The organism is Lentilactobacillus laojiaonis (assembly GCF_020616595.1).
GTDB classification, from domain to species: domain Bacteria; phylum Bacillota; class Bacilli; order Lactobacillales; family Lactobacillaceae; genus Lentilactobacillus; species Lentilactobacillus laojiaonis.
In genome coordinates this window covers 78,954-95,238 of the sequence record NZ_CP085278.1, presented here as the reverse complement: position 1 = coordinate 95,238, position 16,285 = coordinate 78,954, and the positions used below count along the sequence as shown (strand labels likewise).

General features: G+C 34.4%; 14 protein-coding genes. 6 read left to right on the top strand and 8 right to left on the bottom strand.

The features are described from left to right. Positions 1–70: 70 nt before the first annotated feature. On the bottom strand, positions 71–1,696 hold the full coding sequence (locus LHL71_RS00405) for an ABC-F family ATP-binding cassette domain-containing protein (protein WP_227361083.1): 1,626 nt from the start codon (positions 1,694–1,696) through the stop codon (positions 71–73). Between the two features lie 215 nt (positions 1,697–1,911). On the opposite strand from LHL71_RS00405, the gene LHL71_RS00400 reads away from it, so the two are divergent. Then, positions 1,912–2,565 (top strand): MIP/aquaporin family protein, encoded by a 654-nt coding sequence (locus LHL71_RS00400; protein ID WP_227361082.1) that lies wholly within the window; start codon positions 1,912–1,914, stop codon positions 2,563–2,565. A gap of 39 nt (positions 2,566–2,604) precedes the next feature. Here LHL71_RS00400 and LHL71_RS00395 read toward each other — a convergent pair whose 3' ends face one another. From LHL71_RS00395 to LHL71_RS00385, 3 genes are all read right to left on the bottom strand, one after another. After that, positions 2,605–3,774: an acetate/propionate family kinase gene (locus tag LHL71_RS00395; RefSeq protein ID WP_227361081.1), complete on the bottom strand. Its 1,170-nt coding sequence runs from the start codon at positions 3,772–3,774 to the stop codon at positions 2,605–2,607. Positions 3,775–3,893: 119 nt separating this feature from the next. Continuing rightward, the gene (gnd, locus tag LHL71_RS00390; RefSeq protein ID WP_227361080.1) at positions 3,894–4,796 is read right to left on the bottom strand and encodes a phosphogluconate dehydrogenase (NAD(+)-dependent, decarboxylating); all 903 of its coding nucleotides are present in this window, start codon (positions 4,794–4,796) and stop codon (positions 3,894–3,896) included. A 210-nt stretch (positions 4,797–5,006) separates the two neighbouring features. Beyond that, on the bottom strand, positions 5,007–7,592 hold the full coding sequence (locus LHL71_RS00385) for a YfhO family protein (protein WP_227361079.1): 2,586 nt from the start codon (positions 7,590–7,592) through the stop codon (positions 5,007–5,009). Between the two features lie 177 nt (positions 7,593–7,769). Here LHL71_RS00385 and LHL71_RS00380 point away from each other — a divergent pair, with 177 nt between their 5' ends. Both LHL71_RS00380 and LHL71_RS00375 read left to right on the top strand, forming a co-directional pair. Beyond that, complete coding sequence (locus LHL71_RS00380) at positions 7,770–8,408, top strand: DedA family protein (protein WP_227361078.1); 639 nt, start codon at positions 7,770–7,772, stop codon at positions 8,406–8,408. Between the two features lie 290 nt (positions 8,409–8,698). Further along, on the top strand, positions 8,699–9,547 hold the full coding sequence (locus LHL71_RS00375; protein ID WP_227361077.1) for a GH25 family lysozyme: 849 nt from the start codon (positions 8,699–8,701) through the stop codon (positions 9,545–9,547). A gap of 64 nt (positions 9,548–9,611) precedes the next feature. On the opposite strand, the gene LHL71_RS00370 is transcribed toward LHL71_RS00375, so the two are convergent. Continuing rightward, positions 9,612–9,959, bottom strand: coding sequence for an iron-sulfur cluster biosynthesis family protein (locus tag LHL71_RS00370; protein WP_227361076.1), 348 nt, complete (start codon positions 9,957–9,959; stop codon positions 9,612–9,614). Positions 9,960–10,055: 96 nt separating this feature from the next. On the opposite strand from LHL71_RS00370, the gene LHL71_RS00365 reads away from it, so the two are divergent. After that, the gene (locus LHL71_RS00365) at positions 10,056–11,030 is read left to right on the top strand and encodes an NADP-dependent oxidoreductase (protein ID WP_227361075.1); all 975 of its coding nucleotides are present in this window, start codon (positions 10,056–10,058) and stop codon (positions 11,028–11,030) included. A 233-nt stretch (positions 11,031–11,263) separates the two neighbouring features. On the opposite strand, the gene LHL71_RS00360 is transcribed toward LHL71_RS00365, so the two are convergent. After that, the gene (locus LHL71_RS00360; protein ID WP_227361074.1) at positions 11,264–11,749 is read right to left on the bottom strand and encodes a hypothetical protein; all 486 of its coding nucleotides are present in this window, start codon (positions 11,747–11,749) and stop codon (positions 11,264–11,266) included. Between the two features lie 15 nt (positions 11,750–11,764). Further along, entirely contained in the window at positions 11,765–12,184 is a 420-nt protein-coding gene (locus tag LHL71_RS00355) for a DUF5391 family protein (RefSeq protein ID WP_227361073.1), read from the bottom strand. A 203-nt stretch (positions 12,185–12,387) separates the two neighbouring features. On the opposite strand from LHL71_RS00355, the gene LHL71_RS00350 reads away from it, so the two are divergent. Next, complete coding sequence (locus tag LHL71_RS00350) at positions 12,388–12,849, top strand: universal stress protein (protein WP_227361072.1); 462 nt, start codon at positions 12,388–12,390, stop codon at positions 12,847–12,849. 40 nt (positions 12,850–12,889) lie between these two features. Continuing rightward, positions 12,890–13,786 (top strand): RluA family pseudouridine synthase, encoded by an 897-nt coding sequence (locus tag LHL71_RS00345; protein ID WP_227361071.1) that lies wholly within the window; start codon positions 12,890–12,892, stop codon positions 13,784–13,786. Positions 13,787–13,844: 58 nt separating this feature from the next. Here LHL71_RS00345 and LHL71_RS00340 read toward each other — a convergent pair whose 3' ends face one another. Beyond that, entirely contained in the window at positions 13,845–16,253 is a 2,409-nt protein-coding gene (locus LHL71_RS00340; RefSeq protein WP_227361070.1) for a phosphoketolase family protein, read from the bottom strand. Positions 16,254–16,285: the final 32 nt, after the last annotated feature.

The following is a 16,285-nucleotide window of genomic DNA, read 5'->3' as shown; positions in this document are numbered from 1 at the left end:
TTACCTCCATATTTATTATTTAAATTATAGCACCAAAAAAGTCACCCATTTAAATGAGTGACTTAGTAGTTTAAGCATATAATTCTTTTAATTTGGCTTGAACATCGGGATGAGCTAAATATTCATCATAATTAGTTTCTCGGCGATCAATGATTCCATTTGGAGTAATTTCTACAATATGGTTAGCAATTGTTTGAATAAATTCATGATCATGCGAAGTAAATACTAGTGATCCAGGGAAGTTCACAAGACTTTCATTTAAGGCTGTGATTGATTCTAGATCTAAATGGTTAGTTGGATCATCCATTAATAGTACATTACCCTTTTGTAACATCATTTTAGCTAACATACAGCGAACTTTTTCGCCCCCAGATAAGACGTTAACTTCTTTATCAACGTCTTCACCAGTAAATAGCATACGACCTAAGAAACCTCTTAAGAAAGTATCATCACTGTTTTCTTTTGGAGCAAATTGGCGCAACCAATCAATAATTCGTAATTCATTATTGTTAAATTCACCCGTGAAATCTTTTGGAAGGTATGAATTTTTAGTAGTTTGACCCCAAGTAACTGTACCTTCATCTGGTTGAATTTCACCAGCTAAAATTTGCATTAAAGTAGTAGTTACCAAGTCATTACGACTAATTAGGGCAGTTTTGTCCCCTGGTCGAAGGGTGAAAGAAACATTATCTAAAATTTTAACACCATCGATTGATTTAGAAACTTTGTCTAAACGAACTAAGTCATTACCAACTTCTCGTTCCTGTTCAAATTTAATGAATGGGTATTTACGAGATGATGGACGAATATCATCTAAGGTAATTTTTTCTAATTGTTTCTTACGAGAAGTGGCTTGTTTAGATTTAGAAGCATTCGCACTGAATCGAGCCACGAATTCTTGTAATTCTTTAATCTTTTCTTCTTTTTTATTGTTAGAATCAGCTTTTAATTTGGCAGCTAATTGACTTGATTGTAACCAAAAATCGTAGTTACCCACGTATAATTGAATTCGATTAAAATCAACATCACACATCATAGTACATACTGAGTTTAAGAAGTGACGGTCATGAGAAACGATGATGGTAATTTTAGGATAGTCCGCTAAAAATTCTTCCAACCATTGAATACTATAAACATCCAAACCATTAGTAGGTTCGTCGAGTAGTAAAATATCTGGATCACCAAACAAAGCACGGGCTAATAATACCTTAACTTTTTGACCTTCAGTTAATTCACTCATTAACTCTTGGTGTAAGTCTTCAGTAATTCCAAGTGATTGGAGTAATTGTGAGGCTTGAGCTTCTGCATTCCAACCATCCATTTCAGCAAATTCGCCTTCTAATTCAGCGGCTTTTAAACCATCGGCTTCACTAAAATCGGGTTTCATGTATAAAGCATCTTTTTCTTTCATAATATCGTAAAGTTTTTGGTGACCTTGAATAACCGTCTCCAAAACTAATTGATCTTCAAAACCATAGTGGTCTTGGCTTAAACTAGATAGTCGTTCATTCTTATCAATATGAATATTTCCCGTAGTTGGTTGAAGTTCACCCTTTAATAAGTTTAAAAAGGTTGATTTACCTGCACCGTTTGCTCCGATAATTCCGTAGCAATTTCCGGGAGTGAATTTTAAATTAACATCTTCGTAGAGTTTTTTACCTGAAAATTGTAGGCTCATGTCTGTTACAGTTATCATTAAATTGTATACCTCGCTTTACTTCATAAAGAAAATGGCCAGTCCGCTTTGAACTGGTCATTTTAACAATGCAATAGTCATACAATATCATAAATCAATCAAACTAACAAATGAAACTCACCTATAATTTATAACCAATTCCTCCAATTCGACTAGTCTTATTCAGCAAATCGTGTTAACATATCAACTGCATTGCTTTATAGGAGGATATTTCATTGAAAAAATATGTTGCAGAATTTTTAGGAACCTTCATGCTAGTTTTTCTCGGAACTGGTGCGGTGGTCATTGCTAAAGGAGATACCTTAACCATTGGTCTAGCTTTTGGTTTAGCTATTACTATTATGGCTTATACTTTTGGAAATGTTTCTGGTGGTCACTTTAACCCAGCAGTTTCAACTGCTATGTTAATTAACCATCGTTTAAACATCCAAGACTTCATTGGTTATGTGATTTCACAATTCCTAGGTGCTATTGCTGCCTCAGCAATTGTTAGAGCTTTAGTTGGTAGTCTTAATTTATCACAAGATCAATTAGGTCAAACTATTTTCCCTAACATTTCTAGTTTCGCAGCCTTTTGCACGGAAGCTTTAATTACTTTCTTCTTTGTTCTTATTATCTTAATGGTAACTAGTAATAAATTTGGAAATGCTAATTTAGCTCCACTAGCAATTGGAATTTCTCTAGCCTTCCTAATTATTTTTGCCTTGAATCTAACTGGTGGATCCCTCAATCCAGCTAGAAGTTTCGGTCCCGCAATCTTTGCTGGCGGAACTGCTCTAGTAGATTATTGGGTATACTTAATTGCTCCAGTTGTAGGGGCAATTATCGCAGCTTTCGTAGCCAAATGGTTTGGTAGCGAAGAAGCTTAATAAAAAAAGCTGACCAATTAATTGGTCGGCTTTTTTTATTTATTGATTTGCTTGAACACTTCTTACCATGGCTAGTTCTTCATTAGTTGGAATTAATAAAATTTGAATTTTAGAATTAGCAGTTTCAAGATGTCCCGGCTGTTGTTGATGATTTAAATCCGTATCAATTTCTACTCCTAAATAAGCTAAGCGATCACACACTTCTTGGCGTACCCATTCATCATGTTCGCCAATGCCCCCTGAAAAGACGATTGCATCGGCACCATTTAGTTCAGCAATATAGCCGGCAGTATATTTAACTACCCGATTTACAAAAATATCTAAGGCCAATTTAGCTTGGCGATCATCCGTACTTTCAAGATCGCGCATATCAGACGACTTTCCGGAAATGCCTAATAAACCAGACTGTTCATTAAACATTTTAATAACTCCTTCAGCACTTAAATTTAAGCGTTTCATGAAATAAGGTACTAAAGCCGGATCAACATTTCCTGAACGTGTTCCCATAGTAACTCCATTCATAGGAGTAAAGCCCATGGAAGTATCAAAACATTTGCCATTGATTTCAGCAGCGATGGAAGCCCCCGAGCCTAAATGCAAAGTTACCAATTTAAGTTGGTCAGATTTTAAAATTTCACTGGCCTGTTGAGTAAGGTAACCATGACTGATCCCATGTTCGCCATAACGTTGAATGTGGTATTTTTGAGTCAAGTCATAGGGAATACTATAAATTGCATTAATTTCTGGAATATCTCTAAAGAAGACACTATCAAAAATAGCATATTGCGCTACTTGCGGTAAAATTGTGTGAATAATTCGAATATATTTAGCTTCGATTGGATTATGAATTGGTGCAATTTCCCCTAAACTTTCAATTTTTTCTACTACGGATTGATCAATTTTAGTAGTTTTACTGAATATATGATCACCAGCTACAATTCGATTACCAATGGCATCAATATCACTTAAATGTTGAATAATCCCAATGTTTTTTAATTCCGTTAGCATCAAATGTGCTGAAGATTGGTATGTAATATTATCTTGAGTTTCTTTAAATTCTTGATGATCCCCATATTTAATTTTAATGATTGATCCCGGTAAATTAATGCGTTCAATTTCGCCATCAGCTAAAACCGTTTCGGCTGGCATATCAAACAATTTAAATTTTAGTGATGAACTTCCGGCATTAACAATTAATATTTTACTCATATTCCCCACCCCTTATTATCGATTACACCATTATTATAACCTATTAGTTAACAATTAATTCCTAATTTAGCTAATAAAAAAACACTAAGCATTTAGCTTAGTGTTTTTTAAATAATTAATTATTTTTTCATGTCCATTGCGTGGCCACCGAAACCATTACGTAAAGCAGAAACTACTTTACCAGTAAAGGTATCTTGTGGAAGTGAATCCCAGCGTTGGTATAGTGATGCAGTAATAACTGGAACTGCAACGTCTTCTTTAATAGCTTCTTGAACAGTCCATTTACCTTCACCAGATGAGTGCATAACACCAGCAATTTTGCTTAATTCTGGATCTTTAGCAAATGCTTCTTGAGCAAGATCCATAAGCCATCCACGGATAACTGAACCATGTGCCCAAACAGTTGCAACTGCTTCGTTGTTGTAATCAAATTGACTGTTTTCTAACACGTCAAATCCTTCACCGATGGCACCCATCATACCGTATTCGATACCATTGTGAACCATCTTAAGGAAGTGACCTGAACCTGGTTTACCAGTGTATAGGTAACCGTCTTTTTCTGCAATTCCTTCATATAAAGGTTTGATATGATCGAAGGCTTCTTGACTTGGTCCACCAATCATAAAGTTACCATCTTTAGCAGCACCTTCCATACCACCTGAAGTACCACAATCAAAGAATAAGATACCTTCTTGAGCAGCCATTTCGCTGTGACGAATTGAGTCTTTATAAAATGAGTTACCACCATCAATTAAGTAGTCGCCTTCTGAAAGTAAATCAACCATTTGGCTAACTGTACTATCAGTAGGGTTACCTGCAGGAACCATAATCCATACTGTGCGTGGTGCAGATAATTGACTTACTAAATCTGCAGGACTTTTTGCGCCTTTAGCACCGATTTCAACTGCAGCAGCTACACTTGCTTCGTTTAAATCATAAGCAACAACTTCGTTACCGTTGTTAATCATGTTTTTAACAAGGTTTAAACCCATTTTTCCTAAACCGATCATACCAACTTGCATATAATTGTACCTCTTTCATTAATCATAATTTTATTATGTTTACAAGCATTATTATATATTTTGAAATTAATTTTCGCAACCGTCTATTTTAAATTAAATTTTTCACTAAGTAAAATAAAAATAAACGCCTTCATACACCGGTATGAAAGCGTTTATCAATAAATTGAACAATTTATTTAATTTGGAAATTTTTGAAAATTTTTTACAAAATTATTGTTTTCGACGAATTCTAACAATCATCGATCCGCCGACTAAAATCAATCCTAAACAAGTTAATAGGCTACCAAGCATTAAACCATGTACTTGATAATTAAAGGCTAGACGATGTTTACCACTAGTAAGTTGAACTCCGGTTAATCCATCGACCACTTTAAGAGTTTTAGCTTTTTTACCATCAACTTTAACTTGCCAGCTTTTATCATATGGAATACCCAGAACTAAAGTATTTTCTCCGTCCCTAACGTTAACTGTACCAGTAAACTTGCTTCCATCTTTGCTTAAAGCTTTAGCATTATCTAAAGCTAAATGGTGTTTTTTAGTGTAGTTAATGTATTTTTGGTACTTCTTCATTTTCAAAGTAGCAAAGTATTTTTTAATTTGTTTATCTTCTAATTTATATACAGAAGCAATGTGGACCTTGGTAATTTGACCTTTTTTAGCATTTCCTAATGGAATAATGCTAGTACTTAAGCCTTGGTATCTACCAAGAAGCCGTTGGCCATTAATTCTAATACGTAAGTTAGATAAAACTACGCGGGGAACATACATAAATTGCGGACCATTAGCTTTGGCCTTAACCTGCATATCATAGAAGTAGTATTTATTTTGTACTTCTTTTAAATCGAAGACTTCGGATTTTTTCATAAATCCTTTTTTGGCTCCCGTTTGAGCCTTAGCTAAGTTATTTAAGTTACCAATAATATGGTTAGGTTTTAATTTAAGTTTTTGAACTTGGTTATTCGCCATAATTCCTAAACCAGCCCCAGCGTTGGTATCTTCAATTTGATTACCGTCTTCGCTTAAGTTAGCAATGTATTTAATATCAAACAAGTTATTAGTAATTGGAGTAGAACCTAAAGTCCCAATTCGGCGAACATTGCGACTACCAAAACCAAGGTTTGATAAAACAAATTGAGTATTAGAATTTAAGGTTGAACTATATGATCCTAAACTTGGAGTATTAAAAATTAAGGAATCATTGTACTCATTGTAAGGGTTGGGAGCATATGCCCACTTGAATGCGTAATTAGTAATAATTGCTCGATAAAAGACGTTTTGTTTATTAAGATCACGGTTAGCTTCTTTAGTTAAAGCATTGGCCTTATTAAATTGCGAAGCAAAATATTTTTGGTTAACCCAAGTAATCTCACGCGATGACATAATGAAGTTGGTTCCCATTTCCGCTGCTAAAAGCAACAACAGTAGAGAACTCATAAACTTAACTTTTTTACCACTTAAAATCATAAGTAGAACTGTCAAGATAATAAAGGCAGCCACATAAAGTAAATGTTCATTAGTTACAAATAATTGTTCACTTGAAGGGAATTTCTTAGTAACAATGTTAGCCGTCAAATATCCCAAAGCAATTAAGGCGGCTACAATTCCCGAGGAAATAATTATCGATTTTTTATCTTCAAATAGTCCTTCCAAGTAACCTTCATAAGTAACCATAATAATTGAAAAACTAAATAGATAAACCATTCTAAATGGGAAACCAGCCGGTTGTTGGAACATATGCCAAATCGTATTAAGCGGTAAAATTATAATTCCCGCAAAAATCAAACCAGTTAACCACATGGAAGCACGTTTATCAGTCTTGTTAATTTTCTTAGAAATTAAATAAGCAATAAAACCAATAATAAATAAGGAACCCGTGAAGATACTTGGATCATGGTTTAATCGACCTAAGAAGTTATTAGCCCCTACACCTAAATTAACCCCAAAAGCTGTTCCAAAGGTTAGGTATGGCATGTAGGCATTTACATCAAAGCTACCTTTACCAGTTGAAAGCATTGAGAAAATGGTTGGTAATAATAAGACGGCCGATAATAAACCAGCAATAATGGAATACCAAGCAAAGCGCCAGAAACTACTAATATGGTCTCTAAAGACGGCTAGGAATTTCATGCCTGCTGCTTGTTCTTTTTTCAATAAATATAGGAAGTAAATTACACAGAACACACAAATCATGTAGCCCATGTAGTAATTCGTAAAAATAGTGTAAGTTAAAGTAAAGACATATAGCCAAACTTTATTTTTATAAAATAAGCGTTCTAATCCCAGTACGATAAATGGTAAAACAATTAATGCGTCTAGCCACATTAAATCATAATAATACATGGCAACAAAGCCACATAAACCATACGCTACCCCACCCGCAATACTCATAAGATTGTATTTTTTATATTTAAGGTTTAAAAAAGTACTCATTGAGATACTTGCTAGGACAATCTTGATCCAAATTATCAGATCAATAGCGATCGGTACTTGACTCTGTTTAAATAAAACAATAATCAAATTTAACGGACTCATTAAGTAATAGGTATAAATTGGAACAATACTGTCCCCAATTGACACTAAAAATGAGTAACTTGAGATAGTATGATTTAACAATTCTCTTCTTAACTCAGAGAAAAAGGGAAAATATTGGGCTTGTAAATCACTGACTAAAAAGTTGTTCGCACCAAATGGAGCAACATTCATAATCTTAAAAACCAGGGCCATCAATACTAAAGGCACTAAAATCGTACCTAAGATATTAATAATCTTACTTGATTTATTTGTTCTGGTATCCATGTTAAAGTCCACCTTCTTATGTATTATGAATTAATCATTAAATACCATTATACCGCAAACCAGACAAGCAAGTCTGTACCGTTAGCTATTTTTACTAAATATTTTTTCTTCTATTATATAGATAATAAATGAGAGTGTTAAAATAATGATATAAATTAAAAGTTGAGGTTGTCTGTTATGAATCCAAATATCTTACAAACAGTTAAATCATTTTCCAAACTTCTGGATTCCGGAATTAAAGCCGCCATCGACGCCGGTGGTCTTTGGAGTTATTTGGTATTTTTTATCGTAATTTTTCTGGGCTGTGCCTTCATCTTTTTATCTTGGTTGCCCAGTGATGTGTTAATTTTTTTATGTGGATCACTATCAGGAAATTACCATTTAAACATTTTATTAGTGATTATAGTTGGTACTTTAGGTGCCTATTTAGGTAATACCGTTAAATATCATCTATCAAAACACAATCACAAGACTAAACTACCAACTAAAATTAAAAACAACCGGCTAATGGATTATTTTAATAAGAATAGTAGCCAAGCTGTACTTACCGCTAATCTAATTCCTATTATTGGGAACTTTATTCCGATGATTGCCGGATATGAAAAGATGAATTCTACTATATATAATAGAAAGAATTTTGAAGGAGCCTTAATTTGGATCTTAATCTTTGCGTTATTAGGCTATATATCCGTCCATATTCCAATCATTAAACACAACATGGTCCTTTCTTCGATCCTAATTAGTCTAATTATCGGTCTTTTATATCAAATAATTGGAAAATCGGTAGCCCTTGTCAAGAAATCAGCTCAAAAATAAGGGCTTTTATTACAGTACGCTCCCGTTTTTGTAACATACAAGTGTTTTTTCGACCGATTTTAATGCAAAAATACTAAATCAAGCACAAATTTCAATTTATTTTGAAAAAATTTGTGCTTTTTTATTGCTTATTAAATGTAAGCCCCACAAGGAATTTCGGCGTTTATTTCGGAACACTTGTTCCCGTTTAATCATTTTGAAATATTCCTGATATTGTTTAGTATCATTTATTTCGTATACTATCCCTTGTAAGTTTTTATTGTGAATTTCCGAGGAGGAATTTAATTTATATGAATATTAAATCTATTAAAAAATTGACTGGGTTATTTATGGGGTTAGTAACTGCTTTAACTATTTCAACTACTGCATTTGCAAGTAAAGATAAAATTGCTGACGTTTCTCAATGGCAAGGGGATATCCAATGGGATAAGGCTGCTGATGACTTAGAAATGGCAATTATCCGTGTTCAACAAGGTAGTACCAATGATGAAAGTTACTACTTAGATACTAAAAAAGATCAAAATGCTAGTGGTGCTAAAGCTGCTAACGTACCATTCGGTGAATATGCTTATTCTGAATTTACAAGTACTGATGATGCTACTCAAGAAGCAACCGAATTTTATAACAACTCAAGTAAAGATACTAAGTTCTATGTTTTAGATAACGAAGCTCGTGCAACTGAAACTGGTAACGAACAAGAATATGTTAATGCTTGGTTAAAACAAATGCGTAAATTAACTGATAAACCAATTATTTATTACTCATACCAAAGTTTTATCGAAGCCAACAACATGGATTACAGTAAATTTGATGGTTCATGGGTTGCTAAATATTCTTCAGAACAACCAACTGCACAAACTGATTTATGGCAATATTCTCAAAGTGGTACTGTTAATGGTATCGATGGAGATGTCGATTTAAATACTGCCGTTGATAATAACGCCGTTAAATCATGGTATGCAAATGCCGAAAAGAACAACAAAGCTGCTGATAAACAAGAACAAAAAGCAACTGAAAATAAACAAACTGATACTAAAGATAAGAATGATGATAAAGATAACAAAGACAACCAATCACCTGTTAGTGCTCCACAAGCTGTCTTAAGTGTTATCCAAGGTTTCTTATTAGTTAGACCTTAATAACGACTAATATAATTTATTAATTAAAACACCTTCTCGGTTATGAGAAGGTGTTTTTTTGTGGTTAAACATTAGTCATATCTTTTAATTGAACATTATTGTCTAGAATTCCACTAGCTCCGCTTAAAACTAAGTTATTATTCTTTAAATCTAGCTTTAAATTATCGTCTAATTGGGATTTAGTGTAATCTTTATAATACCAATCACCATAATTAGTCTTTAAAACTGCTTGGTAGTCTGGCGTGTCTGCCATTGGTTTTACAGCAATAATATCAAAGGCAACTTCTAATGAGCAATAACCGGCTTTCGAAAATGGACCTACCCCATCATCTTGACTCAATAACATTTTATTTTTACCATCTAAATATGGTTTTAATTTGTCGTATGCAGCTAATGTAATTGTCATTTCCATAATTTCACGCTCCTTTTGATACATATCTTAAACTTATTAGGCATATAAATCCATTTTTTTTAATTACATATTATAATAGCCTTGAGAGGTGATAATATGCTAGAAAATTATGAGATTAGAGATAAAATGGATGCTATTGGAATTAATGCATTTGGTGATGCTAACCAATTACAAATGATGAAGGTTGATGTTCCAACTATTAACGATGATCAAATTTTAATTAAAGTTCGCAGTACTGGAATTAACCCCATTGATTGGAAAACTCGTGAAGGTTTACGTCAAAAACGTTATGATTTTAATTTTCCAATTATTTTAGGTCAAGAAATGGCCGGGGTCATTGTCCAAGTGGGTAAAAATGTTAAAGATTTTAAACCCAATGACCAAGTTCTAGGTTACGGTGTGCCTAGTGAAATGGGAACTTATGCTCAATATTATGCTATGGATGCTAAATATGCTGCTAAATTTGGTAACCAAATTTCTTTTGCCGAGGCTTCTGGTATTGCCATGACCGGAACTACTGCTTATGAAGCACTTTTCACTTATGGTAAATTACTCAAAGGCCAAACCGTCTTAATTTTAGCAGGTTCTGGTGGGGTAGGTTCTTTAGCTATTCAACTCGCTAAAAACGCCGGCGCCAAAGTTATTACGACTACTGGAACTAGTAACATTGACTATGTAAAAAGTATTGGTGCTGATGAGGTGGTTGACTACAAAAATGATAATTTAGTGGATAAAGTTCAAAATGTCGATTTAGTCTTCGATACTCTTGGTGGTCAAAACCAAGTCGATGCTTTTAAAGCTGTTAAGTCCGGTGGAACGATTGTTTCAATCGTAGAACAAACCGATCAAGCCGTTTCGCTAAGTAAATTATATAATATTACTTTCCATAAAATTGTTAATCGTCCAGATCATGACACTATTATCAAATTAGCACAATTAATTAGTGCTGATAAATTACATGTCAGAATTGCCGACGACTTACCATTTACTCTAGATAATGCCAAAAAACTTCAAAACCATAGTCAAACTGGCCATACTGATGGTAAATTAGTAATGACTTTACAATATTAAAAATATGGTATAAAAAAAGGACTAACTGAATTAATCAGTTAGTCCTTTTTTACGGGTACTCAAATTAATGAATAGATTTCGTGAATTCCACAATTCATTGAAATCAGACACCTACAATACGGTAGAAAACGTGTCCCCGCTCAAAAATTCACCTAGCCACTCACGTGGACAACCTAAGTTGCGTGATTTCTCGACTCATCGCATAACTTAATTATACTATTTTTAGCAAGTAATTACAAATCTTCTTCGCCTTCAGTAACTTCTCCGTCACTTAGGTTAGTCGTAATCGCCAAAATTTTATCGTCGACCCAGGCATTCATTTCATCCAAATAGTCATCCAATTTTGATGAAAATTCTTCAGCATTGGCAATTTCATCAATTCGTAAACCTGAAACATTTACTTTAGGTGAGATTACTAATAAGTATACGTTAACTCCCATGACTTCTTCATCAGAAATCATTTTAGAAATACGACCAACTTCTTGTAAAGGTAAGTTAATTACGTTAGTTTCTACTCTAATCACCGTATCACTGTCAGCAATAACTAATTCTCCCACCCCTAATTGGTCCTTTTTAATTTGTTCCTTAACAAATTCATATAAAGGTTGCATTAAAGTAGCCGGACTTTCAACCATGGCTTCCATATCAGTAGTGTTTGAAAGTACTTTAAGATTGTCATTATTTAATAAATCAATAAAATCAGCAATTTTTTGTTTCATTTTATTTTCCCCTTTTTAATGGTGCGTCCGCTGGTTAATCATCTCTTGGATGTACATCCCTCTTAGCTTAAATGCTAAAAGATACCAATCAACATTAACCACGATTCCGATTAAAGCAATTATTGCTACTACCAATTTTAAAAGTAAGTTAGCATGGCTAGTGGTAAATAGGGTAATCACTACTCCCACTAGGCCAATCGTATAAACTGCAATTATGACTGCTAATAAATAATAACTCACTTTTAAGTGGAATGCGGCTAAAATGATTGCCACCACGTATAAAATTAGGGCAGTAAAAGTGACTTGCCAAAATTCCGAACTATATACTGGCTCCGCTAATTTCATTGGTTTTAAAATCATCAAACCATTTACAATTAAAAATATAACTAACGAAACAATCGCCATTGTTATTACATGTTTTCTTTGTGCTTGCATAATATCCTCCAACTTATAAAGCGATTGAAATTCGCCTAATTTAAATCAATTCTATCCTATTTTTAGTAACTATAAAAGTCGATCTACTAAATTTATTATCGATATTAAGAAAACGATTACATTTTTTTACCTTTATCCTATGTTATTTTGATTTTATAATGGTATAGTAAGAGTATAAGATATTATTGATTGAGGTGGATAAAATGGAAAAACAAAGTTATCAAAACATTTTAGTTCCAGTAGATGGTTCATCAATTTCCAGTAAAGTTTTAGATCGTGGTATCGAATTAGCCATTGCCAATGACACTACCTTAGATATACTTAACGTTTTAGAAGTAACTCAATTTAATCAATCATACGGAAGTTCTTTAAACGGGGATGTGATTTATAAACTCACCGAAGACACTGAAAAGCAACTTGAAGCCATGCAAAAACGAGCTCAAGAAGCGGGTGTCAAAGAAGTAAATATTCACATTCGTTTCGGTAATCCTAAACCTATTATCGCCAATGAATTTCCTCAAGATCATCAAACCCAACTAATTGTCTTAGGTAGTACCGGTTTAAGTGCTATTGAAAGATTTGTGGTTGGTTCAGTAACTAGTTTTGTTACTAGAAACGCAATCTGTGATGTTTTAACTGTACGTCCCGACAAACAGGCTGATTAATTCAACCTGTTTTTTAATTTCAAAAATTACAGGAGTTTTTATGCAAAATCAATGGACTTATCAATTACCAATTAACCATTCTCGGAAAACTCAAAGTTTGCGGGAATATTTAACCGATTATCTACTAATTCCCAAACACTTAGTATCCAATTTAAGAAAAGATCATCGCGTATTAGTCGATCAAAAATACTTACCGATGAATTTTTCATTAGCTGATCACCACACGCTAGATTTAACGTTTAACGCTAATGATTTTAAACTGCCTTATACGCACATCCAACCTATTGATCAACCCGTTCAAGTGTTATATGAAGATCCAGATTTAATTGTTGTGAATAAAAACCGTGGTGATAAAACTCACCCTAACCAACCCAACGAAAATCAATCTACTTTTAACTACACGGCCGGATATTTAGCTAATCAAAATGAATTACCGTATATGGTCCATCGTTTAGATCAGCAAACTAGCGGGGCCATTATCTTTGGTAAAAATCCAGTGGTGGTCCCTATGTTAAATCAATTAATCTTTCAAAAAAAGATTAAACGGACCTATCTAGCTTGGGTTCATGGAGCAGTTAATCCGGCAAGGGGTACGATTGATTTACCGATTGGTCGGGATTTAGATGACCAACGTAAACGTAAAATCAATGGGGATCATGCGGTGCCAGCCATTACCCACTATCAAGTAATTAAGCAACACGCTGATTTATCATTAGTTAAAATCGAACTAGAAACTGGGCGCACTCACCAAATTAGGGTCCATTTTCAAGCTATTGGTCATCCCCTAGTTGGTGATCCACTTTATAGTAATGACCAATTTTCGAAAATGTTACTTCATTCTTGGCAACTAGAATTAATTCATCCGTTAACCATGCAAACTCGTACTATTACAGCCCCTATTCCTAACGAATTTGATCTATCACTTGATCATAAATAAAAATCTGTAAAAAAAAAGACGACTAATAGTCGTCTTTTTTTAAATAATTTAAATTAAATTATTTGTTTAGTGGAGTCCATTTCCAGTTCATAACTTCTGGTAAATCAGTACCAACTTCACGAGTGTAGGCATTGTGTTTTTCAATCATGTCCATCATTTCGTGAGTAAAGCTCATACCTTTAACAGCATATTCTGGGATGTTGTTAACAACATCAGCAGCAACATGGAAACGATCCATTTCGTTAAGTACACGCATGTCAAATGGAGTAGTGATATCACCATTTTCACGGTAACCGTGTACGTGAACGTTCTTGTTGTGACGGTCAAAGAAGATTGATTTGATCATGTCTTCGAAGCCGTGGAATAAGAATACAACTGGTTTGTCAGTAGTAAATAATCTGTCAAATTCTTCGTCAGTTAAACCACGAGGGTCAATATCTGGACGACGTAATCTTAAGATATCTACAACGTTGATAAAGCGAATCTTCATTTCTGGGAAGTTCTTGTTCAAGATTGAGATAGCAGCAAGAGCTTCTAAGTTAGGTTCACTACCAGCAGCAGCAATAACAACATCAGGTTCTGCACCTTGGTCAGTTGATGCCCAGTCGATGTAGCCAAGACCATTATTTACTAATGATGTAGCTTCTTCAATTGAGTACCATTGTGGACGTGGGTGTTTTGAAGTGATGATTAAGTTAATAGTTTGACGTAATTGGAATGCAGTGTTACCAACAGCTAATAAAGTATTAGCATCAGCTGGTAAGTATTCACGAATAAGAGTAGCTTTCTTTTCAGCTAAGTGAGTAAGCATACCTGGATCTTGGTGAGTGTATCCATTGTGATCTTGTTGGAATACAGTTGAAGTATCAACAAAGTTCAATGATGGATAGTCATGACGCCATGATTGTTCTGATGCTTTACGTAACCATTTCATGTGTTGAGTTAACATTGAGTCAACCACACGACCAAATGATTCATAAGTAGCAAAGAAACCGTGACGACCAGTTAATACATAACCTTCTAACCAACCTTCTGCTTGGTGTTCTGAAAGTTGTGAATCAATTAAGTTACCTGAGTGAGCCATGTCTTCATCGTATGGAGTTTCAATTTCTTCCATCCATTGACGAGGAGTTTCTTCAAGTAAGCCGTAAAGACGGTTTGATTTAGTTTCATCAGGACCGAATGAACGGAAGCTTGATGGGTTCATCTTAGTAACAGCAGCTAACCAGTCAGACCAAACGATCATATCTGATTTTTCTTCAGCACCTGGAGTAGTAATTTCTACAGCAAAGTCTTTGTAATCAGGTAATTTCAATGGTTCTGGGTTAATACCACCATTAGTAATTGGGTTCATTGCCATACGTTGGTCACCCTTAGGAGTAAGGTCAGCCAATTCTTGTTTTAATGAACCGTCTTCATTAAAGGTATCTTCTGGTTTGTATGATTTCAACCAATCAACTAATTGTTGAGCGTCTTGCATATCAACAGCAGAAACGTTTAATGGAACTTGGTGAGCACGGAATGAACCTTCAATAGGCATACCTTCGTCATCTTTCATTGGACCAGTCCAACCTTTAGGTGAGCGAAGAATAATCATTGGCCATACTGGAAGAGTTGCATTGTCTGCAGTTTGGTTTTCACGAGCATTCTTTTGAATAGCTTTGATTTCTTCGATAACAGTATCCATAACTTTTGCCATCTTTTCGTGCATTTCTGCATGTTTGTCGATAGCCCAGTCTTTAGGATCGTTACCAGTTTCAACAAAGTAAGGTTTCCAACCCATACCAGTGAAGTAGTTAGTTAATTCTTCATCACTCATACGTGAAAGAATTGTTGGGTTAGAAATTTTGAAACCGTTCATGTTAATGATAGGCAATACAGCACCATCTTTAACAGGGTTGATGAATTTGTCTGAGAACCATGATGCAGCTAAAGGACCAGTTTCAGCTTCACCATCACCAATTTCAACAGCGGCGATTACATCTGGGTTATCAAAGATAGCACCAACACCGTGTGATAATGAGTAACCAAGTTCTCCACCTTCGTGAATTGAACCTGGAGTTTCAGGAGCAGCATGAGAAGCAATTCCACCTGGGAATGAGAATTGTTTGAATAATTTCTTCATACCTTCTTCATCTTGGGTGATGTTAGGGTAAAGTTCAGTGTATGAACCGTCAAGGTATGAGTTAGATACCATAACTTGTCCACCGTGACCAGAACCTTCAATATAGAACATGTTTAAATCGTATTTGTTGATAACACGGTTTAAGTGTGTGTAAATGAAAGTTTGTGAAGCAATAGTTCCCCAGTGTCCGATAGGTTTAACCTTTACATCTTCCGGTGTAAGAGGTGTTTTTAACAATGGGTTATCACGTAAGAATAATTGACCAACTGAAACGTAGTTAACTGCATTCCAGTATTTTTCCATAAGATCTAAATATTCTTTAGAATCATAATCTACAGTCATGTGAGTAACACTCCTTTTTAATATTAAAAGTA